General features: G+C 36.1%; 14 protein-coding genes and 2 tRNA genes. 6 read left to right on the top strand and 10 right to left on the bottom strand.

The window, feature by feature from the left end; genetic code table 11:
• Nucleotides 1–5: 5 nt before the first annotated feature.
• A complete protein-coding gene (locus LB449_RS13550; protein WP_224455658.1) occupies nt 6–887 on the bottom strand; it encodes a tail fiber protein in 882 nt (293 codons plus the stop codon).
• A gap of 504 nt (nt 888–1,391) precedes the next feature.
• On the opposite strand from LB449_RS13550, the gene LB449_RS13545 reads away from it, so the two are divergent.
• Both LB449_RS13545 and LB449_RS13540 read left to right on the top strand, forming a co-directional pair.
• Nucleotides 1,392–4,430 (top strand): histidine kinase dimerization/phosphoacceptor domain -containing protein, encoded by a 3,039-nt coding sequence (locus LB449_RS13545; protein WP_224455657.1) that lies wholly within the window; start codon nt 1,392–1,394, stop codon nt 4,428–4,430.
• Nucleotides 4,423–5,091, top strand: a complete 669-nt coding sequence (locus LB449_RS13540) for a LytR/AlgR family response regulator transcription factor (protein ID WP_224455656.1) — start codon at nt 4,423–4,425, stop codon at nt 5,089–5,091. Before LB449_RS13545 ends, LB449_RS13540 begins: the two co-directional genes overlap by 8 nt.
• Nucleotides 5,092–5,322: 231 nt before the next feature.
• Here LB449_RS13540 and LB449_RS13535 read toward each other — a convergent pair whose 3' ends face one another.
• On the bottom strand, nt 5,323–6,426 hold the full coding sequence (locus tag LB449_RS13535; protein WP_224455655.1) for a hypothetical protein: 1,104 nt from the start codon (nt 6,424–6,426) through the stop codon (nt 5,323–5,325).
• Between LB449_RS13535 and LB449_RS14005 the strand changes: the two genes are divergently transcribed.
• Nucleotides 6,425–6,550: a hypothetical protein gene (locus LB449_RS14005; RefSeq protein ID WP_262901872.1), complete on the top strand. Its 126-nt coding sequence runs from the start codon at nt 6,425–6,427 to the stop codon at nt 6,548–6,550. The two genes, LB449_RS13535 and LB449_RS14005, sit on opposite strands and share 2 nt — an antisense overlap.
• A 614-nt stretch (nt 6,551–7,164) precedes the next feature.
• Here LB449_RS14005 and LB449_RS13530 read toward each other — a convergent pair.
• The 7 genes from LB449_RS13530 to LB449_RS13500 all read right to left on the bottom strand — a co-directional run bounded on the left by LB449_RS13530 (nt 7,165) and on the right by LB449_RS13500 (nt 11,913).
• Nucleotides 7,165–7,239 (bottom strand) — tRNA-Val (locus LB449_RS13530).
• Nucleotides 7,240–7,279: 40 nt separating this feature from the next.
• Nucleotides 7,280–7,354 (bottom strand) — tRNA-Val (locus LB449_RS13525).
• A 59-nt stretch (nt 7,355–7,413) separates the two neighbouring features.
• The gene (locus LB449_RS13520; RefSeq protein WP_224455654.1) at nt 7,414–8,634 is read right to left on the bottom strand and encodes a bifunctional folylpolyglutamate synthase/dihydrofolate synthase; all 1,221 of its coding nucleotides are present in this window, start codon (nt 8,632–8,634) and stop codon (nt 7,414–7,416) included.
• 3 nt (nt 8,635–8,637) lie between these two features.
• Complete coding sequence (locus LB449_RS13515) at nt 8,638–9,522, bottom strand: energy transducer TonB (RefSeq protein ID WP_224455653.1); 885 nt, start codon at nt 9,520–9,522, stop codon at nt 8,638–8,640.
• Nucleotides 9,523–9,525: 3 nt separating this feature from the next.
• Nucleotides 9,526–9,918, bottom strand: coding sequence for an ExbD/TolR family protein (locus tag LB449_RS13510; RefSeq protein WP_224455652.1), 393 nt, complete (start codon nt 9,916–9,918; stop codon nt 9,526–9,528).
• A 2-nt stretch (nt 9,919–9,920) separates the two neighbouring features.
• Nucleotides 9,921–10,610: a MotA/TolQ/ExbB proton channel family protein gene (locus tag LB449_RS13505; protein ID WP_224455651.1), complete on the bottom strand. Its 690-nt coding sequence runs from the start codon at nt 10,608–10,610 to the stop codon at nt 9,921–9,923.
• Between the two features lie 76 nt (nt 10,611–10,686).
• Complete coding sequence (locus LB449_RS13500; RefSeq protein ID WP_224455650.1) at nt 10,687–11,913, bottom strand: Glu/Leu/Phe/Val dehydrogenase dimerization domain-containing protein; 1,227 nt, start codon at nt 11,911–11,913, stop codon at nt 10,687–10,689.
• Between the two features lie 279 nt (nt 11,914–12,192).
• Here LB449_RS13500 and LB449_RS13495 point away from each other — a divergent pair, with 279 nt between their 5' ends.
• Nucleotides 12,193–13,020 carry a GLPGLI family protein gene (locus LB449_RS13495; protein WP_224455649.1) on the top strand — a complete coding sequence of 276 codons (828 nt, stop codon included), beginning with the start codon at nt 12,193–12,195 and terminating at the stop codon, nt 13,018–13,020.
• A gap of 38 nt (nt 13,021–13,058) precedes the next feature.
• On the top strand, nt 13,059–15,776 hold the full coding sequence (locus LB449_RS13490; protein WP_224455648.1) for a carboxypeptidase-like regulatory domain-containing protein: 2,718 nt from the start codon (nt 13,059–13,061) through the stop codon (nt 15,774–15,776).
• A gap of 14 nt (nt 15,777–15,790) precedes the next feature.
• Here LB449_RS13490 and LB449_RS13485 read toward each other — a convergent pair whose 3' ends face one another.
• A complete protein-coding gene (locus LB449_RS13485) occupies nt 15,791–16,843 on the bottom strand; it encodes an anhydro-N-acetylmuramic acid kinase (protein ID WP_224455647.1) in 1,053 nt (350 codons plus the stop codon).
• A 170-nt stretch (nt 16,844–17,013) separates the two neighbouring features.
• On the opposite strand from LB449_RS13485, the gene LB449_RS13480 reads away from it, so the two are divergent.
• Nucleotides 17,014–18,156 carry an acyl-CoA dehydrogenase family protein gene (locus tag LB449_RS13480; RefSeq protein ID WP_224455646.1) on the top strand — a complete coding sequence of 381 codons (1,143 nt, stop codon included), beginning with the start codon at nt 17,014–17,016 and terminating at the stop codon, nt 18,154–18,156.
• Nucleotides 18,157–18,413: the final 257 nt, after the last annotated feature.

Below are 18,413 nucleotides of genomic sequence, written 5' to 3'. Positions count from 1 at the left end.
ATGGATTAAAGTTTGATCATATAGTTCACACCAAAGTGAACTGGTGCAGATTCGTTACTACCAGAAGTAAGCGTATTACCACTGACTTTGTGGGTGTGTGCTGGTATGTTCAATACACTACTTCCCCCTAAGTCAGGTTCACGACCAAAACTAGTATTATCAGGATTGTTTACTGTATAATTTCCAGTAAATTGTAATAGCCTGTTATATGCTTCATTTGTAGGATTGTATGCACCATCGGAAGAGGTGTCAATATTCACAGCGTGGCCGTGTGATAAATTAGTATCATCATAGGCTACTCCTACACTGGTTGTTTTTTCAGTAAATCCGTTGCTACCGGCACCTCTTAAGAAGTAGCCTTGTAGATTTGGAACATTATTACCGACCAAAGCACGTAGCTCTTCAGAGCCAGCAACATTTGTCAATGTTCGCCCATCACAAAGTACCCAGCCTTTTGGTATAGTGGCACCCATAAATGCCATAATAGATCCAGTAGGCACCCCATTTCCAGCAGAAATACTGTAGGGAACGGTTTTAAGCTTTTCATCAGATATGGTCGTCCCATTACCGTCCTTAATACGCAGGTAGCTTTCGTGATTAGCAAACACTGGATTGTTGTTCACGTTAGTATCCAGTGTCAGAGAAAACACCCCAAAAGAATCTGTTGTCACGGAATTGTTCAGGTTAATAATTTCCTGCTCCTGACCGCTGGCATTAATATAATAGAAGGCTAAAGACAACTGAATGTTTTGGTTGGCCCGTGCTGTGTTATTAGCATCTCTGGCGATACCCTGAATGGCAATTCCAGATTGATTAGCGGTTGTTTGTGCGTTGCTAATTCCAAAGAAGAATAAGCTGAAAACTGCAAGAAGTAAATGTTTGTTCATAAGTGGTGGTATAAAAGTTATTGATTTGATTTTAATGATTTTACAGATCGATTTGATCACTGCTTAAATATTTAATGATTTAAGTAGTTCGCGGTATTAAATTCTTAAAATAAAATGGGTTCAAGTCTAGTATTTGTTGATGTTATTTAAGATTTTGTTAGCAAATCTAATTAACACTCGATTAAGATTTTAAAAAATGTCGTGAACAGTCATTTTTTTGTCGTGAACGAATTTTGTTAACAAAATATTTTGAATTGTCTTATTTAAAAAAGATTCAAAATTGATTTCATTTGAAGTAAACGAGAACTTATTTTTTGGAGGTGCTGTTGAAAAGAAATCCTTCAAAAATTGAAAAATTTATGTTCTTCATTTTTGCTTTTAGGTCTTCATTTATTGGTGCATTATAAATTAGCCTAAGATTATTTATTAAATAATTATTCAAATCATAAAATTACTTGGCCTGCTTTTTTACATTTGATTTTTTTTTAGGTCTTAAACCAGAATTTGAAAAAATCACTTTTTATAGTTTTCTTGTTCAGCACCATGCTGTGGTCTCAGCAGGAAAGTGCTGTGTTGACTTCTAAAAAAACGTTCTCCTCTGCAAATGGTTACCTGATTTCCAATCCTTACCATTCCATCTATGATACCAACGGCTGGTTGTGGATTTTGGGAGAGAATAAGCTTTCAAACGAATTTATTTATGGAGAGCAGGAAATTATGATTCAACGTTTCGACGGGGCCAATTTTTTCAAGCTGAGGTTGCCAGATATCTCCGGAAAAAAAATCACAAACGGACATTTCTTGAAACAGCAGAACAAAGGTTTCTACCTCAAACTCTATTATCAGTCTGCAAGGGCAGAATTATTTTACATCAACACAGAATCTTTAGAGATTCAGCCTGTTGAAGCATACAATACTTTAGATCAAAAGTATATCATTTCCCAAGCCCATCAGGATAATGGTTTAACCCGACTCATTCTCACCTCTGAAGGTAAATTTTATAGTGCTGAACTTGATAAAGTGAAGCTGACATTTATAGATTCTATTCCTTTTGATAAGCCAGTGACCGATCCATTTATCGCTGATCCAGTTATAACTGATGAGTTTACGCTCATTAAGCTGTTATTTGAAAAGGAGATTTATCTATTAAATAAAAAAGGGAAATTCACAAAAAAATTAACAGAGAATAATTTTGAAACAAAGAGCGGAATCCATTTCTATCCAACAGAATTACACCCCTCTTTCAAAGTCGATGATGCCTTTTACACTTATATTGATGACTACCAAAATGCATTCAAATTTGATAAGGCAAATACAAAATTTGTAGAAATACCTTTTACAGATAAATTTTATAGCAAAAACAAAACACTGGAGTTTTCACCAGACTTTAAACAAGCATATTCAACTGAGATTTTTAGTGACAATATGGAAATTGAGTTGTATCGTTTTAAAAATTTTCAAAAGGAGTTACTCACCAGAATTGAAGTAAAGAATTTTTCAGAAATCGCTTATAGGGAATTTGGAAAAGACCTGGTTGTTCTTAACGGAAATACCTTAGAATCCTATTCTTTCATTGAAACTAAAATCAAAACTTTTTTGAAAGGTAAAAGTATACGAACGATTAGAAAACTGAATGAAAACAAGTATATCGTAGCAACTGATGCTGAGGGGTTTTACAAGATCGACGTAAAAGAAAACACAGAAGAACGAATTAAAATTCTAGAAGATACTACCGAGCTCGCAATTAATTACTCCCGGGATATTTTTATTGGAAAAGACAACACATTTATAATTGGGGATTCTGATGATCTATACACACTGGATTTAAATTTTAAGGTAATTCAGGATAAAACTGTCAAAATACATGGTGAAGAAATCATAAAAATAAAAGACACTCTGTTTACTGCAGATCAAAGAGGTGTCATTTCTAAATACAACATTAACGAAAAGAGGTATACTAAAATTACCAATACAGATGCTATACAGGTGAAGGAATTTACAACAGATGGCACAAGACTCTATGCAACCTCCTTTCAGGGGATTTTTGAATACGAGAATGGCACTTTTAATACCTATGAATTTGAAAATGTAGAAACAGATGATTTACTATCTATTAACTATCTGGAAGATTATGGGGTCCTGGTTTCTACAAAATTTGGTGAAATCTATTCATTCGATACTACAACTAAGGAATTAACTCTCTTCTACGAAGATGAGTTAAAGGCTTCTATCGTGGGAATGATAGCAGACGATACAGGCACGTTATGGCTAAATACCTATGCGGGAATTGTTTCGGTTAACCCGACTTCAAAAAAAATAGCTAGATACACTACTGAAGACGGTGTTTATGAGCTTGAAGGCAACAGGTTCAGCACCTATAAAGATGAGCAAGATGGCAGTATTTTGATGGGAAGCTTCAAAGGACTCAGCTACTTTAAGCCTGATGAAATAGTTGAAACTGATACCAATGTGCAGCCTCAGTTTACGTCAATTTCTTTTTTTAATTCAGAAAATGATCGTTGGACAGTCAATGCTTCTCCAGATTTTTTAAATAATACCAGCGAGATAGTATTGCCTGCAGAATACAGAAGGTTTTCGGCAACATTATCCGTACTAGGAGAGATCGTTCCCCAAGATATTAAGTACCGATTTCGACTGTTGAATTCTGAAAGTGATTCAGACTGGTTTACAACTTATCCAGGAAGAGAACTTCTCTATGCAAATCTGGCTGCAGGAACATATACATTGGAGGTCGAGGCCTTTAGTCCATCTCAACCAAAGATAGGAGAAAGGGTTGCGCTCAAAATAATTTCTAAAGAAGTTTTTTATAAAACCTGGTGGTTTATTCTGCTTCTTCTCGGTTTTGTTTCCCTCTCAGTTGTATATCTATTTTATCAGTATAGAATAAAACAGGTGTTATTTGCAAAAAATGAAATGGCTCTAAATGAAGCTAACATCAAAAATACTATGATGTTGGAAATTCATCACAGGATAAAAAATAATCTTCAAATTGTTTCCGGGCTATTAGGCTTGCAAATTGCCAAAAGCAAAAACGAGGAATTAAAACTAAAATTGCAGGATAGCCAGAGCAGAATAGAGTCTATTGCAGGCATTCACAACCTATTGTATCATACCAGTAATCAGGATTTTATTTCTGTTAAAGAAAACATAGAAAACAGCGTAACCTACTACCAAAAGCTTTTCCTGGATAATGTGAGCTACCAACTAGATATAGATGCTTCCCTCTTAAGCGTAAAAAAAGCCACTCCATTTTCATTGTTATTAAATGAATTGATAAATAATTCCAACAAACACGCTTTTACAGAAATTGAGCATCCGGTAATTTCTATTTATTTTAAAAAGCAGGACAAAACCTATGTATTTGAATATTTTGATAATGGAAATTTTAAAAAACAAGAGAACAAAAAAGTGTCTATGGGTATGAAAATAATAGAAATGATGAGCAAGCAATTGAAAGGAGATTTGAAGATTGAAAACACTTCTAATTTCAAATTAACTTTACTTTTCTCGACAAATGAATAGCATTAAAATTTACATTTTAGAAGATGAAATTATTACTCAGGAGCTTTTGAAACAGACGCTGGAGGATTTGGATTTCACAATTTGCGGGATGGCAACAGATGTAGAAACTGCACTTACAGAAATAAGTAAACTTAAACCAGACATTGCTATTTTAGACATTAGAGTAGAAGGTTTACAAACAGGGGTTTGGCTGGGCAGTCAACTGGATATTCCGCTCATTTATCTCACTGCTTTCAATGATAAAGAGACTATAAAAGCTGCAATCGCTACAAAGCCTGCTAGTTATTTAGTAAAACCTTTTAATACTAAAGACCTCTTTATTGCTGTAGAGTTAGCGGTTAGTAGAATAAAAAATAAGGGGCAAATCACTGTAAAAGATAAAGACAAAAAAGTTATACTATTAGAAGAACAGATATTATTCGCCAAAAAAGAAGATCAATATTTGATACTCCATTTAAAAGATTCTAAAAAATTAGTTCGCTCCAGCATTAAAGGTTTTTTAAAGCAAATGAATTCTTCTTCTTTTTTACAAGTTCACCGTTCTTATGTCATCAACAAAAATTCTATTGATGCATTCAATACTAAGGAAATCAGTATTAATGAAAATATCATACCTATATCAAAAACCTTTACCAAAGAAATTATAGAGGCGATTTCATGATTTGAAAGTTATTTTAGACCATTTAGAGTTTCCCCAGAACTAAAGCTCATTTCTGTAAATAGAAATAGAATACCAGTTATAATTCATTTTCTGATCAGGTCTTAAATTTAATAAACACTTTTTTAAAATTCGGTTTGTTTCGTAATCAACGAATTATAAAAATACCCCTGATCTTTTATGATCAGAGGTATTTGTTAAGAATAAATTATTAGTTAACTCGATGATTAATTTCTATTCACAGACTACAGCATGGGCTACGATCCAGAAGTCACCGTCACCACTATAGGATACTGAAAAAGAATCACTTGTTGCACCGTTCAAATTGTTAGTATTTCCGTACTGTCCAGGGGCTATTGTTGAAGGTGGATTATCTCCTAGGTATAAATGAGTTTCACTCATTGTAAATCCGCTGTTCATATCATAGGTAGCAGTTACATCAGAACCAGAGACTTCAATTGTCAAAAGACCGACTAAAGTTCCGCTACTGGTATTGTTCTGGCCAGCACCAGCCCAAATATCCAAAGTATACGTACCATCCTGAACATCGGTAAATTCATTAGCCCATCCCCATCGACTATTGGTCAATTCAAGATCAATAAATGTATTGTTTCCAAAAGCAAATGCTGTCTCGCAGCCAGTCTCGTCAAAGTCATCATAATCATCTTCGCAATTTTCATTTAAATGAAGGTAGCCGTCCTCTTCATTGATTGAGTCAACTTCATCCAATGACATAGTGGTTTCTAAAAGTACACCATTCACAAATAACTCGATGTAGAATGATTGATCTTCAGTAGGAATACTAGGATCATAAGGGAATTTCAAACAAAGCAGTTCGTTAGCTTCATCATTACTGTTATAATCACCATCTGCTGAACCACTCCAGATTAAATCTTCTTCATTAGTCTCATTTTCATTTGGATAAATAAAGACATCCAAAGAAGCTACAGCGTGTCCGGTTTCAGGTTCACAATAGTTAGCAAATACACATAAATTTTTAACTTCTTTAATTGTTACATCCCAGAATATAAAACCAAATTGTGGTGGGGTAAATTCTTCGATACATAATACTTCCAGATCATATTCAATTTTCCTGTAATTTTCAACAGTTACGTCGAAAGGTAGTGCCTGACTTACAAACGGACCAAATTCACTTTCTGCCAAAGGAGTAGCATAAAGTGGATGATCATCGGCATCAAAAAGCTGCACATTAGTCACTTGATAAGTGCCAGGACCGAGCTCAATAAGATCTGTCTTATAGCTTTCGCCCCATGCCTTTAAATCGATCTCATAAGTTTCTCCGCTCATTTCAACAATAGCATAAGAAGCTAAAGCCATGTCACAAGATTCTGCATCGTTTTTAGCATTTGTAATTCCAGACTTGGCATTACTTACTCTGTCACCAGCAAATAGGAATTCAACACCACCTTGTTCTTCTTGCGATGTGGATTCTTCATCTTGACAGGATTACATAAAAAGCATTGCAATGCAAGCAAAAAGTAAACTGAAAGGTTTTAATAAATTTTTCATGATTTTAATGTTTTAGGTTTAAATTTTTAGATAAAAAGCGTTTGTTTTAAAAAATAATCTTCGGAGATCTAATCGATCATTTCATAACCCCAACGTTTTTATTTAAGATAAAATTAAGATTTGAGCCTTATTATTTATAGCTATTTAACAAAAAACAAGCTTTAAAAAAAGTTATCAACAAATTGTTAATACTCTGAAAAGTAGACTCTTATTGATTTTTATTAAAATTAGCGAGCATTAAAAATGAATATAGAGTTATAATTATTACTAAATAAAACATAAATAAATTGCTTGTTTTTATTTTATTATAGTATTTTTTTGTAAAACGATTGTAAAATAATTTTAAGATGTAGGTGTGGTTTGAAATTACGAAGTGTATCGGATTAGCTTTCATTGATCCAAAGTTGAAGTCCGCCCCTGAAGAAAGAAATCTAAATGTACTAGGACACATTCTTGTTTTTTATTTTTCATCAGCCTTTAAGTAAGCTTAAGATTTTGAAAAACAAAAAAATCCAACACCTTTCGGCGTTGGATTTCTGCTTGATGTGGGTCATATTGGATTCGAACCAATGACTTCCACGTTGTCGACGTGACACTCTAAACCAACTGAGTTAATGACCCGGCTTTAAAATAAAAAAACCCTAACTTTAGCTAGGGTTAGTGGGCGATGAGGGGTTCGAACCCCCGACCCCCTCGGTGTAAACGAGGTGCTCTGAACCAGCTGAGCTAATCGCCCCAAATTGGGATTGCAAATATAAACCTTATTTTGAGTTCTCAAACTAATTTTTTTGTTTTTTATAAAATTTCTGCAACCGTAAATGTACTGCCTCCAATATAAATCAGATCATTCTGTTTTGCTTCACGTTGTGCTGCTTTCAATGCATTTTCAACAGTTGTAAAGGCTTTGCCGTAAAGTGAATAATCTTTAGCCTTGTAATACAAGTCCGTTGCTTCCATGCCTCGTGGTACATTGGGTTTAGAAAAATAATATTTTGCTGATTTTGGAAACAATGGTAAAATGCTATCTAGGTCTTTATCATTGACGAAACCTAAAACCATATGCAACTCTTCATACTTTTCTTCCTGCACCTGTTTCATCACCAAAGCTAAACCTTCCTTGTTGTGTGCAGTATCAGCTATTGTTTTTGGTTTATATTCCAGCACTTCCCAACGGCCTCTTAACTGGGTCCTTGCTTTTACCTCGGCAAGTCCTTTTTTAATGGCTGTTTTAGTAATCTTCCAGTTCCCCAAAGTTTGTAAAACTTCAAGACTTTTTACGCAGGTCTTGAGGTTAGACTTCTGGTAGTGACCTCCAAGATCGGTTTTATGCAGAGCATCATCCATATCTTCAGCAAAATATAATGGAGAAGTCTCCTTTTTTGCTTTCGATTTGAATACACGTTTTGTGTCTGCTGTGGTTTCACCTATAACTACCGGCACCTTCTTTTTGATAATGCCCGCTTTTTCTCCAGCTATTTTTTCCAGAGTGTTACCAAGTATAGCTGTATGGTCTAGTCCGATATTGGTGATAACAGAAAGAATCGGTGTAATAATATTTGTAGAATCCAGCCTGCCGCCTAATCCAACTTCAATGATAGCGATGTCCACTTCTTCTTTTGCAAAGTATTGAAAAGCCATGCCTACAGTCATTTCAAAAAACGATAACTTTTGAGTTTCCAGAAAATCTTTGTGTGCATCTATAAAGTCAATTACATCAGTTTTTGGGATGGTAACGCCATTTATTCTGATGCGTTCGCGAAAATCTTTCAGGTGGGGAGATGTATATAAGCCTACTTTGTAACCTGCCGTTTGCAAAACCGAAGCTAGCATATGACTTACGGAGCCTTTGCCATTGGTGCCTCCTACATGAATGCTTTTGAAATTATGCTGAGGATTCTTCAGTTGCTTCATTAAAGCTAAAGTATTTGTCAAATCCTTTTTGAAGGCAACTTGACCTTGTCGCTGGTACATTGGAAGTTGATCAAACATCCAGTGGAGCGTTTCAGTATATGTCATTTGTTATTCAGATAATTTGAAAACGTAAGTTATAAATCCGATTTGAGTAGAGGGGGCTTTAGAATCACTATTGAATTGGGTGGCTAAAGCTGCACGTTTAGCCGGATCCATTAGACAAGCACTTGAGTTGGTTGTCCCTTTCGCTCCTGGTGTTGCTTTTACGACGTCCCCATTTCTATTGACTTCAATTCGAACGACTACTTCTCCGGATTCATCGCATTCCTGGACAAATGTCTTTTTGGATAGGGCTTTTCTGCCTCCAAGTCTATAATTTCCATCGCCGTCAAGTCCTTTTCCAGTACCATAGTAATTTTTTGCATTGGGATCACCATTGGGATCTCCTTTATCTCCAGCCTGATTGTCATTACCCTCGCCTCCTTCAGTCTCACCAGTGTTCTCCGGGCCATTCATCAGGCTTTCCATAGCATCGGTTACCGATTTTTCTGGTTTTTGTTCTTTTACAGGTTCTGGCTCTGGTTCTGGAGCAGGTTCAGGTTGAGTTTCCTCTATTTTTTCTTTTACTTCTTCTTTGGGTTTCTCAGGTTGTTTTTTTTGTTTTTTTACGACTTCTTTTTTTTCTTCAATAACTGGTGCTTCCTCGGTTTCCTGTGTAACCACATCCTCTTGGATGTTCTCTGCAGTACTGGTTTCTTCAACTTCCTGTGGTGGAGGTGTACTTCTGGGTTGAGGTGAAGTTTTTATAGGCGCATCGGGCTGAACATCTCCGGAACCAACCTCTGTAGTTCCAAAATTAATAGCGATACCACGTTCTTCTGGAGGATCCAGGTACTTCAATCCAAAGAAAAACATCAATAATATAAACAGGATATAAATTCCCGAAGTGATCAGAAATGACTTTTTCTCGTGTTTTGTTTTAAATAGACTCACGCTCTAGTTGGGTTTGACGGCCAAAACAATTTTATATTTATTTCTATTGGCTATGTCCATTATTCTCACAGCCTTTTCAATAGGCACACCTTCTGCAGCTCTCAGAATAATAGTAGGTTCTTCAATTCCTCTGAGTTTCGATTTCAAAGTGCTTTCAATTCTGTTGGAATTTACTTTTTCTTCATTCACGTAAAACTCCAAATCTTTAGTAATACTTACCGCAACATTTTGAGTAGAAGTAGTTTTTCCTTTAGCTTTTGGCAAAATCAAATCCAATGCTTCTGGTGTTATTACTGGAGACGTCAACATGAAGAAGATAAGCAACAGAAAAACAATGTCTGTCATGGAAGACATGCTGAAAGTGGCACTTACTTTATTTCTACCTCGTAGATTCATAACTAGCTAGGTTCATTTAATAAGTCTAAGAAATCAACAGCGGTGGCTTCCATCTGGTGAACCACTTTATCTGTTCTTACCACAACATGGTTATAGCCAATGTAAGCGATAATGCCCACGATAAGTCCTGCAACGGTAGTGGTCATAGCTGTATAAATGCCTTCTGCGAGAGATCCCATTTCGGCTTGCCCGCTACTAGTTGCCAATTCATGGAAGGCGATAACCATTCCTATCACTGTTCCCAGGAAACCGATCATTGGTGCTGCACCGGCGATGGTGGCCAGCACACTCACGTTTTTCTCCAATTTGTAAACTTCAAGACGACCGGCATTTTCGATGGCTGTATTGATGTCTTCCAGCGGAGAACCAATTCTTGAAATTCCTTTTTCAGTAAGCCTGGCGACAGGAGAATTTTCCTGGGCACAGCGAATTTTTGCCGATTCTATATTGCCAGAAGTCACGCTGTCTTTAATCTGATTCATAAAATTCTTATCGGTCTTGGAAGCCGCTTTTATGGCAAATATGCGTTCAAAATAGATGTAAATCGCAAAAAATAAAAGCACAGCCAAAATCAGTATGATAATGGTTCCTCCCGGACCACCACTAAACATTAAATCGATGATGGATAAGGTTTTTTCTTCAACGACTTCCTCAGCAACGTCAGGGGTTTCTTGAGCAAAAGGTATAAACATGGGTTATAGGGTATTATATGGTATAAGTAACGCTAAAGTAAACAATTAATTTTATCACTAGATAAGTATTTCAGCTTTAGACCAATTGTTTTAGTGCGATTTCAAAAGCGACTTTACTGATGTGTTTTTTGTCATTATTGTTTTCAAAGGTCTGTTGAATTGCATTTTTAATAGTCACAGAAATATCATTGAAAATTGCTTCATCGGTCATTAAAACTTTACGCTCCATAAAGTAGGCAAAGACCCTTGCCATCCCGCAGTTGGCAATAAAGTCTGGAATGACACTCGCCTTTTGGTCGGCATATTCCATAATAGGTCCAAAGAAAATTTCCTTATCTGCAAAAGGCACATTAGCCCCGCAGGATATCATTTCCAGACCATGCTCTACCAAATTATCAATTTGATCTTTTTGTATCAATCGCGAAGCGGCACAAGGCGCAAAAATTTCTGCACCGAGCGACCAGAATCTCTCATTGGCTTCTTCAAAAGGAATCAAATCTGGACTTTGTAAAGTGTTTCCATCTTTAGCCAAAAACAGATCTTTTATTTCTTCAAACGTATACCCCTCTTCGTTAATGAGTCCGCCATCTCTATCCAGAATTCCTATGATTTTGACCCCCATTTTTGCTAAATAAAAAGCGGCAGCAGAACCAACGTTTCCAAATCCCTGGATGATGGCTTTTTTACCATTCACATCTCCTCCGTAAATGTTGTAAAAATGTCTTGAAGATTCTGCTACTCCAAAGCCCGTACACATATCGGCAACTGTATATTTTCTCAAAACGTCAGGCGTATAATCTGTGTTTTCTATCACTTTAATAACTCCTTGACGCAATTGCCCAATTCTATTGATTTTGTCGGCTTCCGTTGGTTGGAAATGCCCGTTGAAGACGCCTTCCTGCGGATGCCAGACGCCGCAGCTTTCTGTAATGGGAATCACCTCGTTAATTTCGTCGACATTCAAGTCGCCTCCAGTGCCGTAATAACTTTTCAGCAAAGGTGAAACCGCTTTATACCAGCGTTCCAAAACCGCTTGTTTCCTAGGATCTTCAGGGTTGAAGTTAATGCCAGATTTTGCTCCGCCAATGTCTGGCCCGGAAACTGTGAATTTGATTTCCATGGTTTTAGCCAAAGACAAGACCTCGTTTTCGTTGAGTCCTTCCCGCATTCGTGTACCGCCACCAGCAGCACCGCCTCTTAGAGAGTTGATGACCGTCCAGCCTTCAGCTTCCGTTTCAGAATCTCTCCAGTGAAACACTATTTCAGGGGCCTTATCTTCGTATTTATTTAAAAGTTCTTTCATAAGAAATCTCTACCTTTTGTTGATTTGGGCGCAAATATAAAGATTCACTAAGGCACTATTAATTTAAGCTTCAATAATTCTAAAAAATCTATTAAGTCAAAAAATTTTTTCCAGAAGAGTGATCTTAAAAAGCATCAGTCAAAGTATACAAAACGTTGATTTCCAAATAGTCAATATACTAATAGTTGAAATTAGTTATGCGCTGTTAATGTTTTGGTAAATCAAACAGACTTGTTTAAAATTAGTTTATTCTTGTTAAACAATTTAAAACAATTTATAATGATTTCTGTTTTCAAATTAACGTCTACTCTTCTTATAGCTACAATTTTTATTACTTTATTTTCATTTAAGCCTGTTTCGAATGAATTCCAAGGCAAAGCCATTTATATTGCAAAATCAAAAATGGATTTAGGTAATTGGGGAGCCCGAATGAGTGAAGCTCAAAAAAAGCAAATAAAAGACCGTTTAAAAAACAGATTGAACAAGACTTTTGTTTTAGAATTCAATAAAGAAGCTTCCGTTTTTGAAGAAGAGGAAAAGTTAGACGCTATATCTGGAGCAACGGATACTTGGGGGAAAAATTTTTCGAGAGGTAAGCAGTATAAAAACGTTAAAGATAACCAGCTAGTGCAAAGCCAAGAATTTTATGGTAAAAAATTCTTGGTAGTTGATAAACTAGAACCTATCAATTGGCAATTAGGTAATGAAACCAAACAAATAGGGAAGTACACTTGCTTTAAGGCTGTTGCATCTGTTCCTAAAGATAATTTAGAATGGTATAATTTTTCATGGAATGAACTTCGTCAAGCAGAAGCTAGTGAAGGTGAGAATGAAGAAATAGAAATGACCCTTATAGAAGCATGGTATACTCCACAAATCCCTGTAAGTCATGGTCCTGCAGAATACTGGGGACTCCCTGGTTTGATATTGGAGGTGAGTTATGGTGATACTGTTATGCTTTGTTCAGAATTACAACTTAATCCTGACGAAAAAATTGAAATTGAAGCACCTGATAAAGGCAAAAAAATCACCAAAATTGATTACAAGGAAACGATCATCAAAAAGATGACAGAAATGAGAAATAACCGAGGTCGACCAAGAGGATAAAATCTTTCGTTTCACTTCCCTTTTTTTAAATATTAAACATGCAAAGAATCTTCTGTATCCTCTTCTTATGTGGAGTAAGTTTGTCCTATGGACAGCTTAAATTTGAAGGGAAGGTTGTAGATAGCCTGAAAACACCTTTAGAATTAGCAAATGTAGTTGCTATAAACAAAGAAACTCTCGCTTTAGAATCTTATGGTATTACAAATACTGAAGGTGAATTTAAACTCAAGCTACAAAAATATCAAACTTATAACATCCAAGTAAGTTATGTGGGTATGGAAACTCTTAAAGATAGTTTATCTACAGAGGATAAAGATATTACCAAAAACTACAGTCTTAGACTGGAGAATTCACTTGATGAAGTCACGTTGAATTACAAAATTCCAGTTAAAGTACAAGGAGATACCCTAATTTATGATGCAGATTCATTTAAGAACGGTTCTGAAAGAAAGTTAGAGGATATTATTAAAAATTTGCCAGGAGTAGAGATCAATGAAGATGGTCAAATTGAAGTGGAAGGTAAAGTGGTCAACAAATTGATGGTTAATGGGAAAGACTTTTTTGATGGCGATACCAAATTAGGTACTAAAAATATTCCATCTAACGCTGTTGATAAAATACAAGTATTAAGAAACTATTCTGAAGTCAACCAATTGAGCGGAGTGAGAAATAACCAAGATAATGTAGCGATGAATATCAAGCTAAAAGAAGGTAAGGAAAACTTTTGGTTTGGGGATGTTACTTTAGGTGGAGGTGCTTCGCCAGACGGTGGGCTTTATTTACTTCAGCCCAAATTATTCTACTATAGTCCAGAATATACCATCAATTTTATCGGTGACCTTAATAATATTGGAGAACTGGCACTTACCCGAAGGGATATAAGAGGTTTTGGTGGAGGATTTAGATCACCAAGCCAGAGCAGTGGGACCGACATAAATCTTGGTGACAACGGTTTGGGGTTCTTAACCAGTCAAAACAATGCTATAGAAATAGAAAATCAGCTAGCTACAGCAAACTTTAGTTATTCTCCTCAAGCATCTTTAGACCTAAGCGGTTTTGTGATTTTGAATTCATCTCAAATTCTTTCAAGAGAAACCAGTTCTGTACAATATACAAACCCTGAGTTAGGCATCCCTGATGAAGACACAGATAGATCAAATATTGAGCGTTCAGACCAAGGTTTAGTCAAATTAAGTGCTTCCTATCAACCCAACGTGAACAATCAATTGGACTATGATGTTCTAGGTCGTATTTCTAACGATAGACAGAATCAAAACGCTTTTTCTTCAGTTATTGGGAATACTCAACAAGTTGAGGAGGTGAAGCCTTTCAGTATAAATCAAAGTTTAAACTATTACTACACCTTAAATGCAGATAACATATTCGCTTTTGAAGCACAGCATGTTATCAAAGATGAAGATCCGTTTTACAATGCTAGACTAGACAATGATCCTGATGCAGATACAGATGCCTTTGATAATACAGCCAATGCCTTGGGGCTCGATAATACAATGGATAATTATGATATTGGTCAAAACAGGCGTATTAAATCTAACCAAATTGATGCTAAATTAGACTATTACAATATTCTAAATTCAGTAAGTAATCTTAACCTAACCTTAGGCACGATTATAAGTCAGCAGAAATTTGATTCTAATCTATTTCAGTTTTTAGAAGATGGAGAGCCATTGGCACCTACTCCTAATTTCAATAATGGTTTAGCCGAAAATGACGTTATATATAATTTTAGTGACATCTATTTAGGAGCACATTATAGACTTAAAACAGGAAAATTTACTATTACTCCAGGTTTTTCACTCCATGCCTATGGGAATAAAAATATCCAGTTTGGTGAAACTTATGAAGATAACTTTTTTCGTCTTCTACCAGATTTTGAGACCCGTGTCCAGTTTAAAAAAAGCGAATCCTTAACATTCAGGTATGAAATGCGAAATCAGTTTACAGATGTCACCCGACTGGCAGAAGGAATTGTTTTGAATAGTTTTAACAGCATACAGTTTGGTGAGCCAGACCTACAGAATGCACTTTCACATAATCTGAGTTTACTCTACAGTAGTTTTAATTTATTCAACTACACCAATGTATTTGCGCGTTTAGCCTACTCCAATAATATTGATCAAATTCGAAGCCTTACTAATTTTGAAAGTATTATAAGGACGAGTACCTTTTTCAACTCAAATTTTGCAGATGAAACTTTTAGTGCTTTTGGTAGGATACAAAAGACTTTTGGTAAAATAAGAGCAACTCTTAATACTAATTATAACTATACCAAAATTAACCAGTTTATCCAAGGTCAGCAATCCTTGAACGAAGGGTTTACTCAAACTTATACACCTGCCCTAAGGACTAATTTTCGGGTTGCTCCAAACATAAGTTTAAGTTATGCATATAGCATTACCAATAATAACCAAGGGAGTCGTGAAACCACATTCACTAGGAATTCACCTTCTGTTGATTTTGATGCTTACATTTGGAAGAAGCTTACTTTTAGAACCAATTACGCCTATACCACACAAAAACAGGCCAATGGGCAATCTCAATCCTTTCAGACTTGGGATGCAAGATTGTCCTACAGAAAAGACAAAGACTCAAATTGGGAATATGAAATTAAGGCTACCAATATTTTGGATATTGACGCTCAGGTAATAAACTCTGCTAATAATGTTTCGGTATTTACCTCACAAACATTTATTCAACCTCGGTTTGTGACCTTTAGATTTGTGTATAGCTTATAAAAAAACCTACTCTTTTAAGGGCAATAAATTTTACCAGAACAATGATTTCTAGAAGCGCCAGTAACAGAGGCTAAATTATTGATTTCTCCTCTGTCTTTCAGTACGCCCAAAAGCCCAAAAATCAATGCTTCTTTGTAGTTGATGATATCAGGGTCTGGGAGAATCAATTCAGCATCGGTTGCTTTAGAAATCTGTTCCATTAAATAATTGTTGAAGGCACCGCCTCCTGTAAAAAGAACACGTTTATGGCTGGAAATGGCTTTTGCAATTTGATGGGCGAAATGTTGGGTACAGGTAGCTATAATTTCTTCGGAATTTAATTCTGCTAAATTTAATAGGGGCAGAAATTCAGCTTCCAACCATTCGATACCTAGTGATTTTGGCCAGGGTTTGGAATAATACTGAAGCTGATCGAGTTGATCTAAAAGCCCCAGATTTACAACTGAAGTCCTTGCGATAGAACCACTCTCATCAAATTCTTTCCCTAGTTTGTTGGCATAAGGATTTAGCACTTTGTTGAGAGGGCAAATATCGTAAGCAATACACTGTCCATTTTTTTCAGAAGAAATATTTGAAAAACCGCCTAAATTTACGCAGGCATCAAACTCACCGAAAAGCAACCGATCACCAATAGGAACCAAAGGAGCGCCTTGTCCACCAAGTTCCACATCCTGAACTCTGAAATCGCAGATAACTTTTTGTGTTGTTAGCTTGGCTAGTTTTGGAAGATTACCAATTTGATAAGTGAATTGATTTTCAGGTTGATGCAAGATCGTATGCCCATGAGATGCTATAAAATCAAGTCCGGATACATTTTTGTCGTTGATAAATCGGTTGATATATTCAGATAACAGAATTGTATAGTCTTCGTCAAGTGCTTTAATTTTTTCTAAAGGCCAGGTGTGAGCATGAGCTAACTTTTCTTTCCAAGCAGAAGAATATGCATAAGTACTGGCAGTATGAATTTCAAAAGAGAAAGAAGTCCCCGCTGTAATTGTGCAATGCAAAAGATCAATACCGTCTAGTGAGGTGCCAGACATGACGCCGATGACAGAGTAAGTTTTCATATGCTCGTTCTAAGTATTCAAAATTAATATAATGCTTTTGATTATTCTGTGAATATCTCCACTCATCTATATTTTACATTAATCTTAATTTATGAAACCTTACGCTGAAAAATATGTAAGTAAACCCTATATTTGTGTCAAATTTTTAATAAAACTGAAATAATAATTATATGGATTTTAAGTTGACAGAAGAACATGAAATGATACGCCAGGCGGCGAGAGATTTCGCTAATAATGAATTGAAACCTGGAGTCATTGAGCGTGATGAGAAGCAAGAGTTCCCAAAAGAGCAAATCAAAAAATTAGGAGAACTCGGTTTTATGGGAATGATGGCGTCACCAGAGTATGGTGGTGGTGGAATGGATACGGTTTCGTATGTTCTGGCGATGGAAGAATTGTCCAAAATCGATGCTTCGGCTTCTGTTGTTGTTTCTGTAAATAACTCTTTAGTCTGCTGGGGTTTGGATACTTACGGTAATGAAGAACAAAAGAAAAAATACTTAACGCAATTAACTACAGGTGAAAAAATTGGAGCTTTTTGTTTAAGTGAACCTGAAGCTGGTAGTGATGCGACTTCACAAAAAACAACAGCAATAGATAAAGGCGATCATTATGTGATCAACGGAACCAAAAACTGGATTACCAACGGAGGTTCTGCTGATATTTATCTAGTCATTGCGCATACCGATAAAGAGAAAAAACACAGAGGAATCAACGCTTTTATTCTTGAAAAGGGAATGGAAGGATTTGAGATAGGTCCGAAGGAACAAAAGATGGGAATTCGTGGAAGTGATACGCACTCTTTGACTTTCAACGATGTAAAGGTTCCTAAAGAAAATAGAATTGGTGAAGACGGATTCGGATTCAAATTTGCCATGAAAACCCTTGCAGGCGGAAGAATTGGTATTGCAGCGCAAGCTCTCGGTATTGCAGCTGGTGCTTACGAAATGGCTAAAGCTTATTCAAAAATCAGAAAGGCTTTTGGTACAGAAATCATGAATCACCAGGCTATCGCTTTCAAACTAGCAGATATGCACACAAGTATTGAAGCGGCGAGACACATGGTAATGAAAGCAGCCTGGGACAAGGATAATGGTGAAAACTATGATCTTTCTGGTGCGATGGCGAAGTTGTATGCTTCTCAAGTCGCGATGGATGTCACTGTTGAAGCAGTACAAGTTCACGGTGGTAATGGATATGTAAAAGAATACCACGTAGAGCGATTGATGAGAGATGCTAAGATCACTCAGATTTATGAAGGAACTTCTGAGATTCAAAAAATAGTCATTTCCAGAAGTATTCTGGCAGATTAGATATTGAAAATAGATTAGAGTAAAAGCCAGGAATTTTTTAAAATTCCTGGCTTTTTTGTTGCTTGTTATTTCATCTGCTTTTGCTGTCAGACAGGCTCTTAAAGTAGGATTTGTCATTTCGACAAGGGAGATTCATAATTTCTCCGCCTTAATCGGATTCTTCTGAAGGATAGTCTATTCACAACAACAATGGGCATCGCCCTGACATCTTTTTTGTTATTACTATGATTCTCCAAGTGTGAAAATGAAACTTGCGT

It is taken from the genome of Psychroflexus lacisalsi, from assembly GCF_020164495.1.
GTDB classification, from domain to species: Bacteria; Bacteroidota; Bacteroidia; order Flavobacteriales; family Flavobacteriaceae; genus Psychroflexus; species Psychroflexus lacisalsi.
This window is presented reverse-complemented; position numbering and strand designations above follow the sequence as displayed.

Bases quoted from the DNA above. Each gene is read 5' to 3' on its own strand.
- LB449_RS13495 (WP_224455649.1), top strand. From the start codon at position 12,193: ATGATTTCTGTTTTCAAATTAACGTCTACTCTTCTTATAGCTACAATT.
- LB449_RS13550 (WP_224455658.1), bottom strand. From the start codon at position 887: ATGAACAAACATTTACTTCTTGCAGTTTTCAGCTTATTCTTCTTTGGA.
- LB449_RS13520 (WP_224455654.1), bottom strand. From the start codon at position 8,634: ATGACATATACTGAAACGCTCCACTGGATGTTTGATCAACTTCCAATG.
- LB449_RS13535 (WP_224455655.1), bottom strand. From the start codon at position 6,426: ATGGCTTTAGCTTCTTATGCTATTGTTGAAATGAGCGGAGAAACTTAT.
- LB449_RS13500 (WP_224455650.1), bottom strand. From the start codon at position 11,913: ATGAAAGAACTTTTAAATAAATACGAAGATAAGGCCCCTGAAATAGTG.
- LB449_RS13540 (WP_224455656.1), top strand. From the start codon at position 4,423: ATGAATAGCATTAAAATTTACATTTTAGAAGATGAAATTATTACTCAG.
- LB449_RS14005 (WP_262901872.1), top strand. From the start codon at position 6,425: ATGTCACAAGATTCTGCATCGTTTTTAGCATTTGTAATTCCAGACTTG.
- LB449_RS13490 (WP_224455648.1), top strand. From the start codon at position 13,059: ATGCAAAGAATCTTCTGTATCCTCTTCTTATGTGGAGTAAGTTTGTCC.
- LB449_RS13480 (WP_224455646.1), top strand. From the start codon at position 17,014: ATGGATTTTAAGTTGACAGAAGAACATGAAATGATACGCCAGGCGGCG.
- LB449_RS13505 (WP_224455651.1), bottom strand. From the start codon at position 10,610: ATGTTTATACCTTTTGCTCAAGAAACCCCTGACGTTGCTGAGGAAGTC.
- LB449_RS13485 (WP_224455647.1), bottom strand. From the start codon at position 16,843: ATGAAAACTTACTCTGTCATCGGCGTCATGTCTGGCACCTCACTAGAC.
- LB449_RS13510 (WP_224455652.1), bottom strand. From the start codon at position 9,918: ATGAATCTACGAGGTAGAAATAAAGTAAGTGCCACTTTCAGCATGTCT.